The sequence below is a fragment of the Onishia taeanensis genome (genome assembly GCF_003268885.1).
Taxonomy (GTDB): Bacteria; Pseudomonadota; Gammaproteobacteria; order Pseudomonadales; family Halomonadaceae; genus Onishia; species Onishia taeanensis_A.
Map to the genome: position 1 here is coordinate 41,067 of NZ_QLSX01000014.1, position 21,153 is coordinate 62,219.

The 21,153-nt window shown below is 64.4% G+C and carries 24 protein-coding genes; 8 read left to right on the forward strand and 16 right to left on the reverse strand.

Features of this window, described 5'->3' with window-relative positions; translation table 11 throughout:
* Positions 1-15: 15 nt before the first annotated feature.
* Positions 16-582: a hypothetical protein gene (locus BCL93_RS15775; RefSeq protein ID WP_146742505.1), complete on the reverse strand. Its 567-nt coding sequence runs from the start codon at positions 580-582 to the stop codon at positions 16-18.
* Here BCL93_RS15775 and BCL93_RS17175 point away from each other — a divergent pair.
* On the forward strand, positions 563-997 hold the full coding sequence (locus BCL93_RS17175) for a hypothetical protein (protein WP_146742506.1): 435 nt from the start codon (positions 563-565) through the stop codon (positions 995-997). The two genes, BCL93_RS15775 and BCL93_RS17175, sit on opposite strands and share 20 nt — an antisense overlap.
* Before the next feature lie 86 nt (positions 998-1,083).
* Positions 1,084-2,814, forward strand: a complete 1,731-nt coding sequence (locus BCL93_RS15780; RefSeq protein ID WP_258396636.1) for a methyl-accepting chemotaxis protein — start codon at positions 1,084-1,086, stop codon at positions 2,812-2,814.
* A gap of 212 nt (positions 2,815-3,026) precedes the next feature.
* Here the strand turns inward: BCL93_RS15780 and BCL93_RS15785 are convergent, their stop codons facing one another.
* Positions 3,027-3,257: a DUF2061 domain-containing protein gene (locus BCL93_RS15785; protein WP_112056205.1), complete on the reverse strand. Its 231-nt coding sequence runs from the start codon at positions 3,255-3,257 to the stop codon at positions 3,027-3,029.
* A 325-nt stretch (positions 3,258-3,582) separates the two neighbouring features.
* On the opposite strand from BCL93_RS15785, the gene BCL93_RS15790 reads away from it, so the two are divergent.
* Positions 3,583-4,620 carry a D-alanyl-D-alanine carboxypeptidase family protein gene (locus BCL93_RS15790; protein ID WP_112056206.1) on the forward strand — a complete coding sequence of 346 codons (1,038 nt, stop codon included), beginning with the start codon at positions 3,583-3,585 and terminating at the stop codon, positions 4,618-4,620.
* Positions 4,621-4,768: 148 nt separating this feature from the next.
* On the opposite strand, the gene BCL93_RS15795 is transcribed toward BCL93_RS15790, so the two are convergent.
* From BCL93_RS15795 to BCL93_RS15860, 14 genes are all read right to left on the reverse strand, one after another.
* Positions 4,769-6,289 (reverse strand): ATP-binding protein, encoded by a 1,521-nt coding sequence (locus BCL93_RS15795; protein WP_112056208.1) that lies wholly within the window; start codon positions 6,287-6,289, stop codon positions 4,769-4,771.
* The gene (locus BCL93_RS15800; protein ID WP_112056210.1) at positions 6,286-6,975 is read right to left on the reverse strand and encodes a response regulator; all 690 of its coding nucleotides are present in this window, start codon (positions 6,973-6,975) and stop codon (positions 6,286-6,288) included. The genes BCL93_RS15795 and BCL93_RS15800 overlap by 4 nt, the downstream gene beginning before the upstream one ends.
* 115 nt (positions 6,976-7,090) lie before the next feature.
* The gene (locus BCL93_RS15805) at positions 7,091-7,795 is read right to left on the reverse strand and encodes a hypothetical protein (RefSeq protein WP_220086294.1); all 705 of its coding nucleotides are present in this window, start codon (positions 7,793-7,795) and stop codon (positions 7,091-7,093) included.
* 10 nt (positions 7,796-7,805) lie between these two features.
* Positions 7,806-8,657: an SDR family oxidoreductase gene (locus BCL93_RS15810; RefSeq protein WP_112056212.1), complete on the reverse strand. Its 852-nt coding sequence runs from the start codon at positions 8,655-8,657 to the stop codon at positions 7,806-7,808.
* Complete coding sequence (locus tag BCL93_RS15815; RefSeq protein ID WP_112056214.1) at positions 8,644-9,336, reverse strand: TenA family transcriptional regulator; 693 nt, start codon at positions 9,334-9,336, stop codon at positions 8,644-8,646. The genes BCL93_RS15810 and BCL93_RS15815 overlap by 14 nt, the downstream gene beginning before the upstream one ends.
* Complete coding sequence (locus BCL93_RS15820) at positions 9,333-10,850, reverse strand: AMP-binding protein (RefSeq protein WP_112056216.1); 1,518 nt, start codon at positions 10,848-10,850, stop codon at positions 9,333-9,335. Before BCL93_RS15820 ends, BCL93_RS15815 begins: the two co-directional genes overlap by 4 nt.
* A complete protein-coding gene (locus BCL93_RS15825; protein ID WP_112056256.1) occupies positions 10,840-11,634 on the reverse strand; it encodes a thermostable hemolysin in 795 nt (264 codons plus the stop codon). Before BCL93_RS15825 ends, BCL93_RS15820 begins: the two co-directional genes overlap by 11 nt.
* Before the next feature lie 97 nt (positions 11,635-11,731).
* Positions 11,732-12,034 (reverse strand): hypothetical protein, encoded by a 303-nt coding sequence (locus BCL93_RS15830; RefSeq protein ID WP_112056218.1) that lies wholly within the window; start codon positions 12,032-12,034, stop codon positions 11,732-11,734.
* Positions 12,035-12,221: 187 nt separating this feature from the next.
* A complete protein-coding gene (locus tag BCL93_RS15835; protein WP_258396638.1) occupies positions 12,222-13,043 on the reverse strand; it encodes an ABC transporter ATP-binding protein in 822 nt (273 codons plus the stop codon).
* Entirely contained in the window at positions 13,031-13,792 is a 762-nt protein-coding gene (locus tag BCL93_RS15840; protein ID WP_258396639.1) for an ABC transporter permease, read from the reverse strand. The genes BCL93_RS15835 and BCL93_RS15840 overlap by 13 nt, the downstream gene beginning before the upstream one ends.
* Positions 13,789-14,850: an ABC transporter substrate-binding protein gene (locus BCL93_RS15845; RefSeq protein WP_220086295.1), complete on the reverse strand. Its 1,062-nt coding sequence runs from the start codon at positions 14,848-14,850 to the stop codon at positions 13,789-13,791. The genes BCL93_RS15840 and BCL93_RS15845 overlap by 4 nt, the downstream gene beginning before the upstream one ends.
* Before the next feature lie 221 nt (positions 14,851-15,071).
* Positions 15,072-15,710, reverse strand: coding sequence for a peroxiredoxin (locus tag BCL93_RS15850; RefSeq protein WP_112056220.1), 639 nt, complete (start codon positions 15,708-15,710; stop codon positions 15,072-15,074).
* A 132-nt stretch (positions 15,711-15,842) separates the two neighbouring features.
* On the reverse strand, positions 15,843-16,364 hold the full coding sequence (locus BCL93_RS15855) for a C40 family peptidase (RefSeq protein ID WP_425339126.1): 522 nt from the start codon (positions 16,362-16,364) through the stop codon (positions 15,843-15,845).
* 82 nt (positions 16,365-16,446) lie between these two features.
* Positions 16,447-16,740: a ribbon-helix-helix domain-containing protein gene (locus tag BCL93_RS15860; protein ID WP_112056223.1), complete on the reverse strand. Its 294-nt coding sequence runs from the start codon at positions 16,738-16,740 to the stop codon at positions 16,447-16,449.
* A gap of 246 nt (positions 16,741-16,986) precedes the next feature.
* Here BCL93_RS15860 and BCL93_RS15865 point away from each other — a divergent pair, with 246 nt between their 5' ends.
* The 5 genes from BCL93_RS15865 to BCL93_RS15880 all read left to right on the forward strand — a co-directional run bounded on the left by BCL93_RS15865 (position 16,987) and on the right by BCL93_RS15880 (position 20,997).
* On the forward strand, positions 16,987-17,355 hold the full coding sequence (locus BCL93_RS15865) for a twin-arginine translocation signal domain-containing protein (RefSeq protein WP_220086296.1): 369 nt from the start codon (positions 16,987-16,989) through the stop codon (positions 17,353-17,355).
* Positions 17,356-17,415: 60 nt separating this feature from the next.
* A complete protein-coding gene (locus BCL93_RS17375; protein ID WP_220086297.1) occupies positions 17,416-17,553 on the forward strand; it encodes a hypothetical protein in 138 nt (45 codons plus the stop codon).
* A gap of 47 nt (positions 17,554-17,600) precedes the next feature.
* The gene (locus tag BCL93_RS15870) at positions 17,601-19,184 is read left to right on the forward strand and encodes a GMC family oxidoreductase (protein ID WP_181463117.1); all 1,584 of its coding nucleotides are present in this window, start codon (positions 17,601-17,603) and stop codon (positions 19,182-19,184) included.
* Positions 19,185-19,296: 112 nt separating this feature from the next.
* Positions 19,297-19,830 carry a lactoylglutathione lyase gene (gene gloA / locus BCL93_RS15875; RefSeq protein ID WP_112056224.1) on the forward strand — a complete coding sequence of 178 codons (534 nt, stop codon included), beginning with the start codon at positions 19,297-19,299 and terminating at the stop codon, positions 19,828-19,830.
* A 198-nt stretch (positions 19,831-20,028) separates the two neighbouring features.
* Complete coding sequence (locus BCL93_RS15880; protein ID WP_258396641.1) at positions 20,029-20,997, forward strand: ABC transporter substrate-binding protein; 969 nt, start codon at positions 20,029-20,031, stop codon at positions 20,995-20,997.
* Positions 20,998-21,153 lie beyond the last annotated feature (156 nt).

Consider the following 21,153-nt stretch of genomic DNA (forward strand, 5'->3'; position numbering starts at 1 on the left):
CTACTCATTCTCCATTCAAAAATAGGCGCTGGGCGGCTGCTCGGCGTCGTCGTTTGGCGTGGCGGCCTCATGGCACTGCCGCGCCGCCCGGTCGAGGGCGATGGCTGCGCCCGGTAGCTGAAAAGTCAGATACCAGGGTTCAGTGCCGTTCTCGATCTGAAGGCGCAGGGTGTCACCCACGTGCAGTTCGTGCAGCAACCGAAAGGGGGCTGCATTGGTGAAGCTCACGTAGGCGCCGTTATCGCCGCGCTCCTTGGCAAGCGTCGTCGGCCCGGCGTGGGGCGTGAAGCGGTCGACGCGCAGGGCGGCGTCGGCACTGACGGTCTCGTCGCGGCTTGCCACCTCGCCCATGTCGACCCGCAGCTCCAGCCGCGGCCGACACTCGGGCGGCGTGAAATCCACAGAAAAGGCGGTGCCCGGCATGTCGTAGCTGTTGCTGGCCCGGTAGGTGCGCTCCTCGCCGAGTACCAGCGTCATCGACGCCCAGTGGCCTGCCGCCTCGATACCTTGCTGGTTGTACATCAGCGCCATGGCCGGCGTAGAAAGCCCACCCGCGAGAGTGATGAGCGCCAGGGTTCTCACCTTCAGGGCTCGCAGCTTCTGCGTTTTCTCCTGCATTTTTCTTAATGGTAGTGTTTTTAACTGCATCGCGTTCGACTGCGGTGTTCTTACTTGTAATGCTCTCACTGACAGCGTTGTCACCGCTCGAGTCATCAGGGCCTGCGTGGCGCGCATCCTTTCGGTCATTCCTGTCTCCCGTCCAGCTCATCTGCGGTTGATCGTGCGGCCAAGCATACGATATCGCCGCGCAGGGCGGCAGCCCATTGCCCTGCGTGGGATGGCTTCGAAGGAGGCCGGCATTCGGAAACAAACCGCGATGGCGATTAAAGCTGGCGGCGCTTTTGCCGATAGTGCGTTAGCTATTGCCCATTATTGCATCGTGCACAAAGGAATTGATGGCAAGGTAATTCTTGTACAAAAATTATATATTATTTAGACTTTGTACATGTTGGCCTTGTGACCGGGCGAAGGGTTGTCCACGGTGCATGAGCTTTCTTCGACACGCCAGATAGGAACAGCACTGTGAAAACCATTTTTTCGTGGCTGCGGGGAACGACGATACGTGCCCGTATGACCGCCGGCTTTGCCAGCGTCCTCTTGTTGATGGTCATCCTGACCGCTGAAGGGGTGCGTGAGGTCAACATGATTGACCACAGCATGAAGGTCATCAACGACGTCAACAGCGTCAAGCAGCAGTACGCGGTCGACTACCGGGGCAGCGTCCACGACCGCTCCGTTGCCCTGCGCGATGCAGTACTCATTCACGACGACACCAAGCTTGAACCGGTGATCGCCGACATCAGGCGCCTCGAGGGGAACTATCGCGAGGCCGCCGCCGGTATGAAGGAGCTTTTCGCCTCGCGGGACGACATCACCGCCGAGGAGCGTAGTGGCCTGGCCGATATCCAGACTATCGAAGCCAAGACCATGCCGTTGATCGACCAGGTGATTGAGCTTCGCCAGACCGGCAAGACCGATGCCGCTGAACGGCTGCTGCTTGATCAGGCTGCGCCGGCCTTTACCACCTGGCTCAACACCATCAACGCGTTCATCACCCTGCAGGAGCAGCTCAACGAGGCAGAGACCGGCTTTGCTCGTAACATCGCCGAGAATTTCCAGATCACCATGCTGGCCCTGTGCTTCGGTGCCCTGGTGATCGGTGGCCTGGTCGCCACGCTGCTGACTAGCCTGCTACTGCGCGAGTTCGGCGCTGAGCCTTATAAGGTCAAGGCCTTCGCAGAGGCCGTGGGTCGCGGTGACCTGACTCGCAAGGTGACGCTAAAGCCTCAGTATCGCCACAGCATCATGGCGTCTCAGATGGAAATGGCAGCGCAGCTGCAAAGGACCGTACTGGACGTGCGTCAGTCCGCTGAGTCAGTGGCCACCAACAGCGAGCAGATCGCCGAAGGCAACAACGAGCTGTCGTCGCGCACCGAGCAGCAGGCCAGCTCTCTGGCCGAGACCGCTTCGGCCATGGAGGAGCTTGGCAGCACCGTTCAGCAGAACGCCGATAACGCCGTGGAAGCCCGCAAGCAGGCGGCCAACGCCTCGAAGGTTGCCGAGGATGGCGGCGAAGTCGTCGCCAAAGTGGTGCAGACCATGCGCGATATCGACGGCAGCTCCAACGAAGTGGCCGATATCATTTCGATGATCGATGGCATCGCCTTCCAGACCAACATCCTGGCGCTCAACGCCTCTGTCGAGGCGGCACGTGCCGGCGAGCATGGCCGCGGCTTTGCCGTGGTAGCCCAGGAAGTTCGCGAACTGGCCAGCCGCTCCGCGGCGGCGGCCAAGGAGATCAATACGCTGATCACCGCCAATCGCGAGCGCGTCATTGAGGGCACAGAGCTGGCCTCTCAGGCGGGCAAGACCACCGAGCAGATCGTCGCCTCCGTCAAGCGGGTTACCGAACTGATGGAAGAAATCAGCAGCGCCACCGCCGAGCAGAGCGATGGGGTGCAGCAGGCTGGCGAAGCCGTGAACCAGATGGATCAGGTGACCCAGCAGAACGCCACGCTGGTCCAAGAGAGCGCCACGGCGTCCAACAATCTCAAGGAGCGCGCGCATCAGCTGATGGACCTGATGTCGGCCTTCCAGCTTGGCGAAGTCTCGCAGCAGGCTGTTCGGCAAACGTCGGATCGAGCTCTGCCGTCGGCTTCGAGGCAGTCAGGCCAGCAGCAGGCATCGTCTCATCGCCTGCCGAGTGCCGGTAATCGCGCTCAGCAACGCGAGACCGAGTGGGAAGAGTTCTAACGCCGTTGCTGTTCGATGCAGGCATCACCAAACGACCGCCCGAGGGCGGTCGTTTTTATGTGGGTAAGGGGCGCTGACATTGGGTAGAGCGGGGTGGGGCGAGAGTTCCTGTGGGACTGATGCGGGTGACATGGCCCTGTCATGGGCCAACCTCTAGTATGATCAGCGTGCTGATCGTCGACGTTATTCGACAAAGACGAGGTCAGGGCGCGCTAGATGGATTGTCCTGCGGTCGGCTGTCCAGTGGCAGGCTGCCCGGCAGTGAGGGCTTGCCGGCGTTTGACCCGCTCCCAGGCCTTTTCATGAAAGAAATAGGCGACAGTGTTTACCGCAGGCTCGGTCAGGGCGATGACGCCGCCCAGCACCCAGCTGCCGGTCAGCAGGTAGGTCACCGTGAAGGCTACGGAAAAGTGGACGATAGCGAAGGTAGCGGTCTTGATCATGTCGGGGACTCCGTCAAGAGCTCTGGTAAGCGTTGGCCTCACTATAAGAGAGTGATTCTCATTTATAAAAACAGTTGCAATTATCTTTCCCATAGCTCTTGGCTATTAAATCTTGGCGATTAGTGCTTGGCCATTAGCGTTTTGCGATGACTTTTCCATGCCGGGACTCGCGACAGTGGACAGGCCGGTCGCGATCGGCATACTGAGACTAGAAGCGGTAACATGTTGGAAACAGCAGGGAACTCAGGGGATAACGACAATGCGGGATATAACAACAAGGCTACCCGCCACCCGGTCACGGCCGTGGCGTGCAACGACACCACTCATGATGAGTGTCTTTATGGGCATGATGCTGATGCTGATAGGGGGCGTGGCACAGGCCGATAACCCGCGCTACGCGGGGCTCGTCGCCGACGCGGCGAGCGGCGAAGTGGTCTATGCGGAAAACGAAGAGGCCCGTCGCTATCCGGCCTCGCTGACCAAGATGATGACGCTCTATCTGCTGTTCGAGGCCATCGAGCAGGGACGGCTGGATATTGATGATGCCTTGCCGGTCTCCACCCATGCGGCCTCGATGCCGGCCTCAAAGCTGTGGCTGCGCGCCGGCGACAGCATCCGGGTGGGCGACGTCATTCCTGCACTGGTGGTGCGCTCGGCCAACGATGTGGCCGTGGTGGTGGCCGAGGCCCTGGGCGGCAGCGAAACCGCCTTCGCTCAGCTCATGACCGTTAGGGCACGCAGGATGGGAATGGAGTCGACGCGTTTTCGCAACGCTTCCGGGTTGCCTGATGATGCCCAGGTCACCACCGCGCGGGACATGGCTACCCTGGCCGTCGCCCTGATGCGAGACTTCCCTGAGTACTACGGCGAATTCTCACGCACCGAGTTCGTCTTCCGCGGCAAGCGCCAGCGCGGGCACAATCGGTTATTGAACAACTATCCCGGCGCCGACGGCCTCAAGACCGGCTTCATCCGTGCCTCAGGCTTCAACGTGGCGACTTCGGCCGTGCGTGACGACCGGCGTCTCATTGCCGTGGTGATGGGCGGCTTCACCTCCCGCTCGCGGGATGAGCATATGGCCGACCTGCTCGATCGCGGCTTCGCCCGATTGGGCCTACAGGAGCGCACAGACTGGCTGGCGGATACCGATATTTCCGGCCCCATCGCCTCGCTGCCACCCCTTGCCGTTGATCCGAGCCGGGCCAATATGCCGGCTCTGCTGGCCTCGGTGGAAGCCGAGCCTGTCGCTCGTCTGGCGTCCAACGCCGTGGACCCGATCCGGGCCCTGATGGAGCGTAACGCCCAGGGGGATGGCGGCAGTGCCTGGGGCTTGCAGAATGCCAGCCAGGACATGGCGCGCTAGCGAGTTAACCCAGCCGATTAACGTTAACTAGACCGCCAATGGCTCGCCCAGAGGCGATGCCCTGCAACGAAGAGCCCCGCGCAACGAAAAGCCCCCGCCGTGTTCGACACGACGGGGGCTTTGCTTTGGGCTTCGCGGAGGGTATCCCTCAACTCGCCGGCATGGGGGGAATGGCCTCCTGCGGCAGCACTACCCTGACCCGCAGACCGCCCTGCGGCGCGCCCTCCAGCGCCAGTTCACCGCCATGACGCTGCACCAGGCGGTCGACGATGGAGAGCCCCAGTCCTGCCCCTGCTCCCGGGCCGGCGCGATGGAAGCGTTCGATTACCTTGCGGCGCTCTGCGGCCGGAATGCCGGGGCCCTGGTCGTCAACGACCAGTGTGAAATGCGGTGATGCATGGCGTGGGTCAGCTCCCTTATCCGTGCTGTGCTCTTTGCTGTGCCCCGTGTTTTGAGGGGCGCTGTGCGTCGCGCTCGGGTCGCCATGCGGGGCGGTGCTTGGCTCGACGCTGAGCGCGACGCGCACGGTTGAGCCCGCCGGGGAATGGTGCAGGGCATTGCCGACCAGGTTCTGCACCAGGGTATCGACGCAGCCGGGCTCGGTGGTGAGTCGCCAATCCTGAGTCTCGTCGGCGTCGAGCTGAAGTTCCAGCGACGCTTCGCCAGCCAGTGGGGAGAGTTTGGCCAGGGCCTCGCGGGTTTCGCTGAGCAGGTCGATCCGTTGGCGCGGATGGTCGGCATCCTGATCGGGGTCGAGCCTGGCCAGCGTCAGCAGCTGCGAGACCAGCCGAGTCGCTCGCTCGACGCCGGCCTGCAGCTGGTCCAGCGACTCCCGGCGGTCGTCGGGCTGGGTGGTGTCGCGAGCGTTCTGGGCATGCAGGCCAAGCACGGCAAGCGGGGTGCGCAGCTCATGGGCGGCATCGGCAATGAAGCGCTTCTCGCGGGTGCGCAGGTTGCGAATCTGATCGAGCAGTCGGTTCAGCGCGCCGGTAATGGTATCCAGTTCCTGAGGCAGGGGGGCCAGCATCAGTGGCTGCAGGTTGTGTGGGTCGCGCTCCCGGATCTGTTGCGCCATCCGCGATAGCGGCTTGAGCCCCCAGCCGATCGCCCACCACAGCAGCAGCGCCAGCACCGGCAGGCCAACCAGGTCGGGGATCAGGGTACGCAGGGCGATCAGGGTCACCAGTTCGCCGCGCACGTCCTCACGTTCCGCCACCACGACCCGAAGCCCCGGTGATGTGGAGTCGCTGGGGGCGGTGAGGGCGAAGATCCGCCACTCGAAGTTGCCGATCTCGGCGTTCTCATAGCCGTCGCGATGGACCTCCAGCGGCGACTGCGGGGCCCGCGCCGAGCGCAGCAGCAGCTGGTCCTGCTGCCAGACCTGGAACACCAGCTTGCTCTCGTAGCGGTGCCCTGCCACATTCATGTCGGCGTTGTCGGCGCGCGCCAGGGCACGGTCCAGACTGTCGAGCAGGCCGGCGCGCTGTTCCTGGGCCAGCGGTGCCTGCATCAGTCCCTGAATCAGCCGGGCGTTCTGCGCCAGGCGTGCATCGAACAGTTCCTCGACCTCGTGGGTGGCATCCCGGTAGCTGGTGATGCCGATGACCAGCATGCTGGCCGCGAACATCAACAGCACCAGGCCGAGAGTGCGGCGCCGAATCGAGGTCATGAGGCGCCGTCACAGGACGTGTCACTCGGCTTGTCGAGCACATAGCCGATGCCGCGCACGGTGCGAATCAGCCCCGGAAACAGCTTGCGGCGCAGGTGGTGCACGTGGACCTCGATGGCGTTGCTCTCCACGTCTTCGTCCCAGCCATAGATCACGCTGGCCAGGGTGTCGCGGGTGAAGACGCGGCCCGGATGACTCAAAAATTCCTGCAGCAGGGTGAATTCGCGCCGGGAGAGATTGATCGGCTCGCCCTGATAACTCACCTGATGTTCGGCGGCATCGAGGCGGATGCCGTGGACCTCGAGGGCGCTGTTTACCTGGCCGTGGCTGCGCCGCAGCAGCGCGCGCAGGCGAGCCTTGAGCTCAGCGACCTCGAAGGGCTTGACCAGGTAGTCGTCGGCGCCGGCATCCAGGCCGTTGATGCGATCCTCGATGCCGTCTCGGGCGGTCAGCACCAATACCGGCACCGGGTTATCGCGCCCGCGCAGCTGCTTGAGCAGACTCATGCCGTCGAGCTTGGGCAGTCCCAGGTCGAGGATCACTACGTCGAAGGGTTCGCCGTCGTTGAGAGTGGCCAGGGCCGAGCGGCCATCGCCCAGCACATCGACGGTGTAATGTTCGGACTTAAGCGCCAGGCGGATGCCCGATGCCAGGCTGGGGTCGTCCTCGACCAGCAGTACTCGCATGCCTGCTCCCTGTAGATCGTGTGAATGGGGCGGCGGTCCGCGCCGGCCGCCAATGACGACGCGGCCCTCGTCTGCCGAGGGCCGCGCCTGATGCCAACTCGCCTCCGGTTTCAGTCTACGGCAGCTGGTCGAGCAATGCCTGGATCTCCTTGCGACGCCCGCGATCGGCGAGCTCGCGCCCGGGCCGCGGCGGTGCCTCAAGGGCCTGCTTCAGCGCCTGGCGGGCCTCGGCGTTACGGCCCTGCTGATGCAGATAGTCGCCCCAGAAGTACAGGCTGTCGATCCCGTCCGGGTTGAACTTCAGCGCCTGCTGCAGGTGCCACTCGGCCTTGTCGTCGTCGCCAAAGGCCAGTGGCCAGCCCGGCACCTGATAATACAGCGCGCCGAGGCTGGTATATGCCGAGCCGTCGAGGGCCGCCGGATCCAGATCGATGGCGGTTTCCAGGTCGTCTCGCGCGGCCTTGACCAATGACAGGGCGCCGAGCCCGCCTTTGGCGCCGGCCTCGGTCGAGCGCACGATGCCGGCCCAGATATACAGCTCGGCGGCCTTAGGGTAGCGGGTCAGATAACCGTCGGCCTCGTGTTCCAGGGTCTCGAGGGCCTTGGCCTGGGCGTCTTCCGGCATCTGATAGTGAATTTCGGCCCAGCGCTGCTGGAGGTTGTGCACGGCATCCTCGATGTCGGGCGTCATGGCAAAGGCGGGCAGGCTTGCCAGGGCCAGCAGGCCGACAGACAGGACGCCGGTCAATGTGGCAGTGAGACCGGCGGTGCGCCGGCCATGGCGGGCCTGCGATCGAGCTTGGACGGAGTGGGTGCGCATAGCGTCTTCCTCAGGGCTTGCCGACGAAGCGGCGAATGATCGGCAGCTGGCGATGCAGGGCGCGATCGACCACCCGCGGCACGATGGCGTTGAGTCGTACGAAGAGGCCTTCTGGCCAGCCCACCTGGGTCTCCTCGCGCTGTCCTTCGATGGCGCGGCGCACGGCTCTCGCCACCCGCTCCGGGGTGTCCATGGTGGTGCCCAGTGCCTCGTTCATTGCTTCCACCTCGGGGCTGTTCATGGCGGTGCGGGTCGCGCGCGGGGCGACATACAGCACCCGCACCCGAGTATCGGCCAGCTCACGGCGCAGCGCCTGGGAAAAGCCGCGCATCGCGAACTTGGTGGCGCAGTAGGTGGCCTGCGACGGATAGCCGATGGCGCCGAAGGTCGAGCCGACATTGACCAGTTGCCCCTGAGGGGCGGCCATCAACTGTGGCAGCAGCTGATGAATCAGCTGCAGGGTGGCGGTCAGGTTGACGTTGATCAGCTCGGCGATGCTGTCGTCGGCCTCGTTCTCGAACAGGCCGACATGGTTGATGCCGGCCGCGTTGATCAGCACGTTGCAGTCGGCACGCCGCGCCGCCTCGACCAGACGAGCCCGAGCATCGGCGTCGGTCAGGTCGGCGGCCATCACGCTGATGTGTTCAGGGTTCTCGGCCGCCAGGGCAGCCAGGGTCTCGGCGTTGCGACCGCTGGCTAGCACCTGTGCACCGGTGGCGGCTAGCTCCTTGACCAGGGCGCGCCCGATGCCGCCGCTGGCGCCGGTGACCAGGATGCGCTGTGCCGGCCAGCCGCCCTCGAGGGTCGGCTTCCTGAACCAGGGCCTGGACAAGGGCTTGGACAATCGCTTAGACCAGCGCATCAGCGAGCTCCCGGCTGACATCGCCGCTGCCGCAGGCCGCCTCGACGCCGCGGAACATGGCGCCGTATAGGCGGTAGACCATGGCCGCGGTGTCGATCACCGCCGCCAGGTCGTCCTCGTCGAGACGTTCGATGAGCGACTCGAAGAAGGCCATGTGGCCGATATCCAGGCTGCCGTGGGAGAGCAGGTAGCTAAAGGCCTCCTTGGGCAGGCCGAGGTTCTGCTGGAGCGCCTCGGCGGCCTGGGTGGCCAGCGCCGTACTGGTGCCTTCCAGCACCAGCACCATGCCGAAGAAGCCGACCGGATTGTCGTGGGTGATCACGTCGCGCACATGGCCGACCATCAGCCGGGTCGCCGGCGCCAGCGTGGCCGCTACCACGGCATCGGGGTCGCCGCCCGCGGCGCGGATGTCGTCGAGAACCCACTGCTCGTGGCCATGCTCCTCGTCGATGTATTCCACCAGGGCATCGCGTAGCCACCCCTTGTCGGCGGGCAGTCGAGCGCCGCAGGCCATCATCAAAGGCACGGTGTAGCGCACGTGGTGATAGGCCTGGCCGAGAAAGGCCAGGTATTCGGCGTGGCTGACCTCGCCGCGCTGGGCGCGCTGCAATAGCGGGATGGCCAGCATGGCCTCGCGTTCGATCTGAGTCTCGGCGAGCAGGCGTTGGTAGGCGCTCATGAGGCGGCTCCTGTGGAATAGGAAGAAGGCGTGGCGGACGAAGGCGTCGACGTGACGATCGATGCGGCCTCGGCAGTCAGCCAGTCGCGGTAGGCCTCGAGCACGGTCCTGCGCCGCAGGCGTCCATTGGCAGTGAGTTGGTCATTGGCCGGGGTAAAGGGCGCCGCGCGCCGCCAGGCGTGCACCCGGGCATAGTCGGGCAGCCGGGCATTGGCCGCGGTGATGGCCGCGCTCAGGCTGTCATCGTCGGCGCTTGGGTCCCGGGGGACGATCAGTGCCCGGTTGTGGTCCAGCGCTTCGCCGTGCACCAGGGCCTGGGCGATCATCGGCTGCAGCGTGAGTTCGGACTCGACCCACTGGGGGTCGACGTTGCGACCGTAGGCGGTGATGAATACATCACGGCGGCGGCCGTCGAGGTGCAACCGCTCGCCGTCCGGATAAGGCATGAGGCGACCCAGGTCACCGCTTGAATACCAGGTGCCGATGGGAGCTTCGCCCAGGTAGCCGAGCATGGTGGCCCCCTTGATCTCGACGTCGCCGCTTGTTGAAAGCCGTACCTCGGCATGGGGCAGCGGGCGGCCGACGCCATGAGCCGGCTCGCCGGGGCGGTTCAGGCACACCACAGAAGCGCACTCCGACAGCCCGTAGCCCTCGAAGACCGGCCAACCGCGCTCTTCTGCCTGGGCAAGCAGCGCCGGGGCCAGGCGGGCACCGCCCGCCGCAACGAAGGACAGACTCTCGGGCGCCTCGGGCGCGACCGCCAGCAGGGCCTGGAGTAGCTGCGGCACCAGGATCAGGCTCTGGGGCTTCACGGACTCGATGACCGACATGGCGGTGCGCGGGCAGAAGCCGCTGGCGCCCTGCCAGCCAAGCGTCACGGTGTCTGGGAGGTGGCAGGTTGCGCCGAGCCATAGCGGCACATAGAGCCCGCCGATGTTCTCGAGCAGGGTGGCCAGCGGCAGCATCGCCAGGTGGCGACAGATGTCGAGGGGCGCGACGAGACTGGCAATGCTCTCGGCGACCCGCAGCATGGCCGCGCTATCGAGACACACGCCCTTGGGCGCGCCGCTGGTACCGGAGGTGAAGGTGATCTTGGCGGTGCCCGCATGCAGTTCGGGAGGCGCGCTGACCGTTCGGGAGGCGATGGCGCCATCGTCGCTAGGGGCGAAGCCGAGCGTGGCCGCCTCGTCGCCGGCGCCGATCCAGCTATCCAGCCCCGCGCTTGCGACCAGGTGCTTTCGCTGTGACGCCGAGAAGAAGCCCGGCACCGGGACGGCCACCCGCTCATCGCTGAGCAGGGCGAGATCCCACAGCGCCCAATCGATACCGTTATCCAGCGCCAGGCCAACGCGCCGGGCGTCCAGCGCCGCCAGCCGCTCACGGCGCCGGTCAATCTCGGCGAGCAGTTCGCCGTAGCTCAACTGTGCCTGCCCGTCGTCCAGAGCGATGCGGTTGGGCCAGGTCCGGGCATGCTCTGTGAGGGCCGCGAGAAAACGCTGACGTTCAGCGGACATGGCTGCCCTCCCTCTGGCGGCGGGGCAGCAGGCCCTGCGCCTCGAGGTTGGCATAGGCAAGCGCTAGCGAGCCGCCCATCACCCAGGGCACCAGGTCATAGTAGCTGCCCCAGGCCTCGCGGCTCTGGGCTGACAGGCGCGTCGGGTCGGCCAGCGCCAGGGGACTCGCGGAAAGCCCCAGTCGGCGAAAGCCATTGCGCACCGCCGGGGTGGCGGTGAAGACCAGCCAGGCATAGCCCTCTTCGTGCAGCTGCTCGACCAAGTTCAGAATCAGCGCGCGCTGCAGCCCTGGCCGATTGCAGGCCAAGTTGCCGATTTCGACGATGCTTGAGCGTTCCACCGGTTGGCCGAAGGACTCACTCAGGGACCGCTCGATGGAGGTGTCGAGGTAGGTCTCGAGAAACAGAGGCGCATTGTCGGCGCACTGGGCGCCGACCGCCGCCTGAGGAAGCTCGCCCTGCCAGAGGCCCAGCAGGCGGGGCAGGAAGTGGCTGACCCGGGCGCCGTGGTCGCAAGCGAAGCGCTCCCGGATCAGGGTCTCAAGGGCGGATTGCTGATGCCGGTTCTCGGCGATATGCCAGGATAGCGGCGCCACTGCCTGCGGCCCTGAGCTGCCAGAAGATCGTTCGGCCGAGCTTACGCCGGGCAGCGGATCGGGCAGGCTGCCGGCAAGGGTACCGGAAAGAGTTCCGGACGAAGGAGCGGAGAGATTGCCTGGTAAAGTGGCGCCGGGTCGGCCTTCTGGCTGTGCGTCGAGCAGGGGTGTGGCTTGGTGATAGGGCATCAGGGTCGCCTCCATGAGCTTCCCTGACAGTGTGGGTGGCCTGGCTTAACGCCGGCTTAAGATAGTCGCCCTTATTCGAATATTAGCGGGGGGATGTTCAACAGCGGATATAGCTCCACCCTGCGGCCTGATGCTCGGCCAGGGTGACCACGGCTGCCTCGACTTCCTCAATGCCGGCCGCATTCTCGAGCCCTTGGGCCGCCAGCGAGTTGCGACACAGCCGCAGCAGCGGGTCGGTGGCCGCATCGGGGGTTTCCAGCGCCGCTGCCACGCCGACGCCGTTGGCCACGATCAGCACCTCGGCCTCGGGGCGCGCGGCCAGCAGGTTGACGGCATTGCGCCGGGCCCTGGCCAGCGAGGCCGGGGTGGGGGCATGCAGCAGTACGTTAAGGGTCGACATGGCGGGACTCCAGGCGTGATGTACAAGCGTAATGTTAAGGCGGGGTAGAAAGGGCTGATAAGGCGGCTGGTCGATATGGTTGATCTAGAGGGTTGATCTAGAAGGTTGCGAAAGACGGCTCAGAGTGATCGTTGAAGCCGCCCGTTCAAACCGCCTGTTTAAAACCTGGATTCAAGCATTAAGCGCATCAGGAGGATTCATCGGCGGCCGAGGTGCCGATCAGGCCTTCTATGCCCTGCACGCACTCGGCGAAGCCAGCGTGCTCGCGGCGCTCTTCCTTGGGCAACGCGACATCGATCACATCCACCATGCCGGCGGGGCCGTCGTCCTTCCCACCGCCCAGCACCAGCACTCGGTCGGCCAGCAGCACGGCCTCCTCGATATCGTGGGTGACGAAGACGATTGCCGCCTCGCTGCGACGCCGCAGGTCGACGAGCTCGGTTTGCAGGCGCCGCCGGGTGATGGCATCCAGCGCCGAGAAGGGCTCGTCCATGAACAACACCCGGGGGCGCACGGCCAGCGCCCGGGCGATGCCGATCCGCTGCTGCTGGCCGCCGGACAGGGTGTGCGGCCAGCGCTCGGCATAGCCGTCGAGCCCGACCAGCGCCAGGGGTTCCAGGGCGCGCTCGCGGCGCTGAGCCCTCGACAGCGCCAGGCCCTCGAGGCCCAGTTCGACGTTGGCACGCACCCGGCGCCAGGGGAACAGCCGCGGGGCCTGGAAGACCATCGACCAGGCGCGGGTATCGTCGCTGTTGCCGGCGGGAATTTCGACCTGTCCCTCGCGGGGCGCGATCAGCCCGGCCAGCGCGCGCAAGAGGGTCGACTTGCCGACCCCGGAGGCGCCGACCACGGCCACGAACTCCCGGGGCTGAACCTCGAGATCGACGCCCTGCAGGATGGTGGTGCCGTCGAAGCCAAGGCTGACACCCTGGGCGCGCAGCACCGCCGAGGGAGACGCGCTCCGAGAGGGCGTATCGTCTTGAGAGGGGGTATCGCTCAGGGTTGCCACCGCAGCATCCTCCGTTGCACGACCATGAACAGCGCATCGAACAGCGCATAAAGCCCGGCGATGGTCAGCATGTAGACCACCACGATATCGGTGGCCAAGAGGCCCGAGGCCTCCATCATGCGCTGGCCGATACCGGGAATGCCGAACAGCTCGGCGGCGACCACGGTCATCCAGCCTTGGCCGAGGCCGGCGCGCAGGCCGCCGAGGATGCCCGGTGCCGCGGCCGGCAGGCTGACCTTGGCCAGGCGATCCACGAAGCGCTGCTGGCCGAAGGCGATAGCGACCTCGTCATAGCCCGGGTCCACCGCGCGCACCGCGCTATAGCTGGTGAAGTAATTGATCCAGAACACGCCGATGCTGATGATGAAGGCCGCCGCGGTGGGATTGACGCCGAACCAGATGATGGCGAACGGTATCCAGGCCAGCGGCGGAATCGGCCGCAGCAGCCGGGCGAGCCAGGCGTGCAGGGCATTGAAGGTTGGCACCAGGGCCGCGCCGACGCCGACCATGATGCCGAGCAGCGAGCCGATCGCCACGCCAACGGCGTAGTGCGACAGGCTCGAGCGCACCACCTCGAACCAGATGCCATCGGCGATCTCCGCCCAGAACACGCCGGGAATGCTCGACGGCAAGGGTACTAGGTTGCCCGGCAGCAGGCCGGCGCGCAGGCTCGCCTCCCACAGGGCAACGAAGCCGGCCAGGCCCAGGGCGCTGATCAGCAGACGGCGGGGGCGCGACAGCCGAATCACGGCGCGCCGGTCTCGGCGTCGTTGCCCTTGGCCAGTGCGGCGCTGGCCGCGTCATACAGGCCGGTGTCGAACAGCGCCTCGATATCCACCGACTGGCGCAGGGTGCCGTTGTCGAGCTGGAAGTCGCGCATCACCCGGGTCGCATCGATGATCGCGTGCGGGTCGCTCAGGTAGTTGGACGACGGCGAGCGCAGCGCGGTCTCGACGGTGGCCAGCGGGACCAGGCGCTTGCCGACGAACTCGCGCACATGGGGCGCGGCCCGCTCGGGGTCGTCGCGAAGCATGTTGGTGGAGCGGATGTGCAGCGTCATCAGCCGCTGCATCGCCTCGGGGTGGTCCGCGAGCACTTGCTCCCGAGCGGCCAGCACGGCGCCGGGCTGGTTGGGCAGCATGTCGCCGCCGCGGGCGACGACGCGGGCGCTGTCGTCGCGCTCCTGCACGGTGGTCAGGATCGGCTCGAGGATCGAGGCGGCATCCACGGCGCCGGCGAGCAGCGCCTGCTGCACCCGGTCGGCGCCCATGGCGACGATGTCCACGCTATCCAGCGACAGGCCCAACTGCTGGGTCAGGTAGTAGCGCAGCACGGTGTCCGGCACCGAGCCCTTGGGGAAGGTGGCGATCTTGGGCTTGCGGCCCTGGGTCTTCGTGAAGCGGGCGATGGCGTCCTGGGCGGTGGCGTTCTCGAACTCGCCGGCGAAGTCGCCGCGGGCCACCAAGCCGATCTGTTCCTTGATGCTGGCGGCGAGCACCTTGAGGGGCACGCCGTTGGCGCGAGCCACCATGGCCGGGCCGATGCCGAAGTACATGACGTCCAGCTCGCCGGAGGCCAGCGCCTGAACCATGGCCGGGCCGCTGGAGAAACGGGTCAGCTCGAGATCGAGGCCCGCTTCCTCGGTCCAGCCTTCGCCTTCCATGACGAATAGCTGCGCGACAGGCAGGATCGGCATGTAGCCGACCTGAAGAGTGGTGACGTCATCAGCGGCTTTTGCATGTGCCAGGCCGGGCAGGGTGAGCAACAAAAGGGCCATGGCGCCCAGATGGCGGGTGAAGCGCAACATGAGCAATCTCCGGAAGGCGTAAGGGGCCGCCGATCATATCGGTTGGATCAGTGGCTCGGAAAGTTCTACTAGGACGATTTGCTTATAACCATATCAATAAAAAAGACCGCCGCCCCGAAGGGCGGCGGTCTGCTGCCAGCGCTCAGCGATCAAGCCGAGCCGGCCGCGCTCAGGCCGCAGGTGCCGAGATGCCCGGCGAGGCTTGTCTCTTGCCTCAGCCTTCAGCCCTTGTTGGGCTGCTTGGTAACACGCAGGTAGGGTTTCTGCTCGTCCCAGCCGTTCGGGAACAGGGTCTTGGCTTCTTCATTGCTGACAGCGGGCACGATGATGCAGTCATCGCCGTCGCGCCAGTTGACCGGTGTGGCCACCTTGTAGCCGTCGGTGAGCTGCAGGCTGTCGAGCACCCGAAGGATTTCGTCAAAGTTGCGCCCGGTACTGGCCGGGTAGGTGAGGGTCAGGCGCAGCTTCTTGTTGGGGTCGATGATGAAGACGCTGCGCACCGTCAGGGTGTCGTTGGCGTTGGGATGAATCATGCCGTACAGGTCGCTGACCTTGCGATCGGCATCGGCCAGCAGCGGGAAGTTCAACGCCTGGCCCTGAGTTTCCTGGATGTCGCCGACCCAGGCCTTGTGATCGTCAAGCGGATCCACCGACAGGCCGATCGCCTTGGTGTGGCGTTTGTCGAACTCTGGCTTGAGGCGCGAGACCTCGCCTAGCTCGGTGGTGCAGACCGGGGTGAAATCCTTGGGGTGCGAGAACAGGATCACCCAGCTGTCGCCGGCCCACTCGTGGAAGTGGATCGGGCCGTCGGTGCTGTCTTGAGTGAAGTCCGGAGCGATATCGCCAAGTTGCAGAGCCATGCTGTCCTCCTTGGAAGTCTGTGATCATCACGTCTTGCCTACCCTCCTATATCAGGGCGAGGAGGCTGGGAAACAAGGCCTACGATAAGCCGATTTCCCATAAAGATATGGTGGAAAATAACGCGCGCGTCTTCAGGGGGCCGGCGCGGCGGCCCCCAGGAAGCGTTTCTGCCAGTAGTCCAGGTCCAGCGAGGTCGTGGTGACCTGTCGTCCGCGTCCTGGGGCGTGAATCATCTGACCGTTGCCTGCATAGATGCCCACGTGGCTGGCGCGGCTACCGCGGCCGAAGAACAGGAGGTCTCCCGGGCGTGCCGCCTCGATAGGCGGTAGAGCCCGGTACTGATCATCGGCGGTGCGCGGTACTTGAAGCCCGGCCGCGCGGTAGCTGACCAGCACCAGCCCCGAGCAGTCGAGCCCGTTTGTCGAGGCGCCGCCCCAGCGATAGGGCGTGCCGAGGGCGTCTCGAGCCTGGTCGAGCACCAGCAGCCGCTCGATGGAGAGCCCGGCGGAGCGATCATCGGTGGCGAGTTGCTGCCCGGCGCAGCCGGCAAGCAGTGTCAGCACAAGCGATGTCAGCAGAAATCGAGTCAGCAGGAACGGGGTCAGCAGGCCCATCAGCCCGGGGCGTCGAGAGATAGGAAGAAGCCTTTGCATGTCGTCGTGCCTGTCCATGTCGTCGTGTCTGTCTATGTCGCCGTGACTGTCCATGTCGTCGTGACTGTCCATGTCGTCGTGACTAGGCCGGTTGGTGCGATAGCGCTGTCGGCACATTGCCGAGGTGAAGATGAACGGCACAGGCCACTCGCAGCATCGAGGCCAGATTGGGAACGCTGCCCTTTTCTGCGATGACTTCTCCATAGAGCTTGCTGATGAAGCGCCCGGCCGTCATGCCCTGGTCGCTGGCCAGGCAGTCGAGGATATCCCAGAACTCGTTTTCCAGCCTGACGCTGGTCACGCTGCCCTGCAGGCGGACCGAGCGGGTAGTGCTTTCGTAGCGCGTGGGATGCGTTGACGCATAAACATGACACATGGAAATACCCGCCGCAGAGGATGGTAATTATTTCTACATTAGCTTCGCTCTGCGCAGAGAGCCATGTTGAAGCGCGTAACTGCTACCTTCGGCTAAGTAGTAATCCGCTGTTACCCCACCCTTCTATTTCAGGCATAGCCTCAGAACAAGATGCCACCACGCCGCTGACATGGTGAGACATCACCGCCTGAGAGGTCGCCGCGTGATGCCGTGTCCTCACTGTCTGATTCCATGGGGAGAACCGCCATGCCGTCCACATCGCTATCACGCCGCACCTTTCTGAAAACGACCGGCGGTGCCCTGGTAGGCACGTTGGCCTTCGCCAGTGGGCCTATCGCCCTGCTGGCACCCAGTCGTAGCTGGGCCATGCCGCTCGATGTGCTGGGCTCCCATGACGGCGAGGTACTGCTTCAGGTCACTAAACACCTGTTTCCGCACCCTGGCCTCGAGGATGCCGTCTATGCCTTCGTGGTCAAAGACCTGGACCGTGCCGCCGAGGCTGAGGCGACCCGTACCCTGCTCCAGGGAGGGATCAAGGCCCTCGATGATGATGCCAGCGGCGATTGGCTGGCTCTCGCGACCAATGATCAATACCTGCGGGTCGCCTCGCTGTAAGGCACGCCGTTCTTCGAGAAGGTCCGTTCCACTGCCATCGTCTCGCTATACAACAACCCTTTGGCCTTCACCCATTTCGGCTACCAGGGCGAGGAGGGCGACAAGGGCTATCTCTACAACGGGTTCAGTGATCTGACCTGGCTGCCCGAACCGCCACAGCCCGCCAACGGCTATATGCCCGGCGAAATGCCGTCCTGAGCCCAAAACAAGACAAAAACAATAAATATAAGTAGAGGAGAGCCATCATGGCCATGACTGACAATCAGACACGCTTCCAGCATGACGATGATCACGTGGCAGTGATCATCGGTTCCGGCGCAGGCGGGGGCACCCTCGCTAACGAGCTTGCCCAGCAGGGCATTGATGTCGTCGTTCTCGAGGCCGGTGCGATTCATACCCGCGACGACTTTCTGGCCGACGAATGGGCGTCCTTTAGCCAGTTGGCGTGGCTGGATCCGCGAACCACGTCCGGCAGCTTTCGGCTGGCCAAGGATTTCCCTAATCTTCCGGCCTGGATCGTCAAGTCGGTGGGAGGCACCACGGTGCACTGGGCCGGCGCCAGCCTGCGCATTCAACCCCATGAATTTCGGGCCCTGAGCGAATACGGCCAGGTCGAGGGTGCCAACCTGCTCGATTGGCCGGTGACCTATGATGAGCTGGCACCCTATTACGCGCGAGCCGAGGACCGCATGGGCGTTACCCGCACCAATGACATTCCCGGCCTGCCGGGCAACAACAACTTCCATGTGATGTACGCCGGTGCCAAGAACCTGGGATATGAATGCGACACCGGACATATGGCGATCAACAGCCAGATCCGCGATGGCCGGGCATCCTGTCAGCAGCGCGGCTTCTGCTTCCAGGGCTGCCGTACCGGCGCCAAGTGGTCGACGCTTTACACCGAGCTGCCGGCGGCGATCGCCACGGGGCACATGGAGCTGCGGCCCCAGTCACATGTGGCCCACATCGAGCATGATGCCCAGGGCAAGGTGACAGGCGTGGTCTACTTCGACGCCAACGGGGATCAGCAGCGTCAAAAGGCGCGTCTGGTGGCCGTTGCCGGTAATTCACTGGAAACGCCCCGGCTGCTTCTCAATTCGGCGTCATCGCTGTTTCCGGAGGGCCTGGCCAATGGCTCTGGCCAGGTCGGGCGCAATTACATGCGTCACACCACTGGCTCGGTGTACGCCACCTTCGATGACCCGGTGCACATGTATCGCGGCACCACCATGGCCGGGATCATTTCCGACGAAGCGCATCACGATCCATCGCGGGGCTTTGTCGGCGGCTACGAGATGGAAACCTTATCGCTGGGCCTGCCGTTCATGGCCGCGTTCCTCGATCCCGGTGCCTGGGGTAGCGACTTCGCTGGCGCTCTCGACCAATACGACCACATGGCCGGCATGTGGCTGGTCGGCGAGGACATGCCCAGGGAAAGCAATCGCATCACCCTGAATGCCGACCTCAAGGATGCCTTCGGCATGCCGGTGGCCAACGTTCACTACGACGATCACCCCAATGACATCGCGATGCGCGAGCATGCCTATCGCCAAGGCTCGGCGATCTACGAATCGGTGGGGGCCAAGAACATCTATCGCACGCCGCCCTACCCCTCGACGCACAACCTGGGATCGTGCCGCATGAGCCAGCGCGCCCAGGATGGCGTCTGTAACGGCTACGGGCAGAGCCACGACATTCCCAACCTGTTCATCTCCGATGGCAGCCAGTTTACGACCTCGGCGGCAGAGAACCCGACGCTGACCATCGTCTCGCTGGCGATTCGCCAGGCCGAGCATATTGGCCAACTGATGAAGGAAGGTGCCATCTAAGCTCTTTTCGGACAGCGCCTAGGCCAGCCTGATCATGACACGGGGGTGGAAGTTGTCCCGGGCCGCCCCCATACCCTACTCAACTGCAACGACTAACTAGAAGGGAGATCCCATGAGCTTTACCGGAGAGCAGCATCCCGGCGTTCAGGCGCCAACCGCCGAGTCCCAGGGTTTTCGCCTCAACCACACCATGGTGCGGGTCAAGGACCCTGCCAAGTCGCTGGCTTTCTATACCCGCGTGTTTGGCATGCGCGTGCTGCGCAAGCTGGACTTCGAGGAGCTCGGCTTCTCGCTGTACTTCCTGGCGCGTCTGGAAGACGGCGATGACGTGCCCGAAGACAAGGGGCAGCGCACCGTCTGGACCTTCAGCCAGAAGGGCCTGCTCGAGCTGACCCACAACTGGGGCACCGAGAACCAGGAGGACTTCGCCTACCACGACGGCAACGCCGAACCTCAGGGCTTTGGCCATATCTGCTTCTCGGTACCGGACCTCGACGCCGCCGTTGAGTGGTTCGATGCCAATGAGGTCGAGTTCGTCAAGCGCGCCGATCAGGGCAAGATGAAGGACGTGGTCTTCGTCAAGGATGTCGACGGCTACTGGATCGAGATCGTCGAAGCCGCGCGCCTAGCCAACATTGGGGACTGACTCGAGGGCCGGTTTGAGAACGGAGTTGAGGACAGTACTGAGGACTGTGTCGGCGATTGCGTCGGCGACCTAGCCAGAACCTAGCCGAAAAGCGTCGGAAGCGCGCCGCCTCATGCGGGGCGTCTTTGCGACCAACGGTAGATTGGAGTAGCGTTGCGCCGAACCCATTCATGGCATGACCTGCCAAGGATTCATCCCTTGAACAATCCCAACCGTCCCATGACTCGCATCCTCGCCAGTGGCCTCGTCGCCGCCCCCCTGGCCCTGCTGCCGGCTCTTGCCTCCGCTGATGAAAGCGCCGAGATCCGCTTCGCCACGCCGTCCTGGCCGGGCGTCACGGTCAAGACTCAGCTCGCCGCCGAGCTGCTGACCGCGCTTGGCTATGAGCCCAGCCAGCAGGAAATTGGCGCGACTATCGCCTACGAGGCGCTGAACCTGAATGAAGTCGATGCCTTCATGGCGGCCTGGCTGCCCGCTCAGCAGCCAATGTTCGAAGCCTCAATGGAAAAGGGCACCCTGGTCGACCTGGGCAACAACGTCGATGGCGCCCTGATCGGCTTCGCCGTGCCGCGCTACGTAGCCGAGGCCGGTGTGAAGCAGGTCGGTGACCTGGACAAGCCGGAGTTTGCCGACAAGTTCGGTCGTGAAATCTTCTCCATCGAAGTCGGCTCCGGCATGAGCGACACCCTCAATGAGGCCATCGATAACGATACCTATGGTCTGGGTGACTGGGAGCCGGTGGAAACGTCTACGCCGGGCATGCTCAGTGCCGTCAAGAACGCCATCAACAACGATGAGTGGATCGTCTTCGCCGGCTGGACGCCGCACTGGATGAACATCGAATACGATGTGGTCTATCTCGAAGACACCGAGGACATGTGGGGGCCGGACGGCGGCGGCAGCGATGTGCGCACGCTGCTCAACAAGCCCTACTCCGAGTCGCACCCCAATGCGACCCGCCTGCTCGATCAGATGACCTTCAGCGCCGACGACCAGAGCGCGATGATCTACGAGTTCAGCTTTGAAGAGCGTGACCCGGACGAGGTCGCGGTCGAATGGATCAACCAGCATCCTGACCGCATCGAAGCCTTTGTCGATGGCGTGACCACCATCGACGGCAAGCCGGCCTGGCCTGCCCTGCAGCAAGCCTTCGACTTCGAGTCCTGATCGCTCGCTTGCCCTGATCCAAGGGCAGACGCGCAACGACAAAGACCGCCTTCGGGCGGTCTTTTTTGTGTATCAGTGCTTATTCGTCAGGGCTTGTTCACAAAGGCGAAGCTCGCAGGGCGGTCAAGCAGGGACCTGTTTTTCAGGCCTGATTCG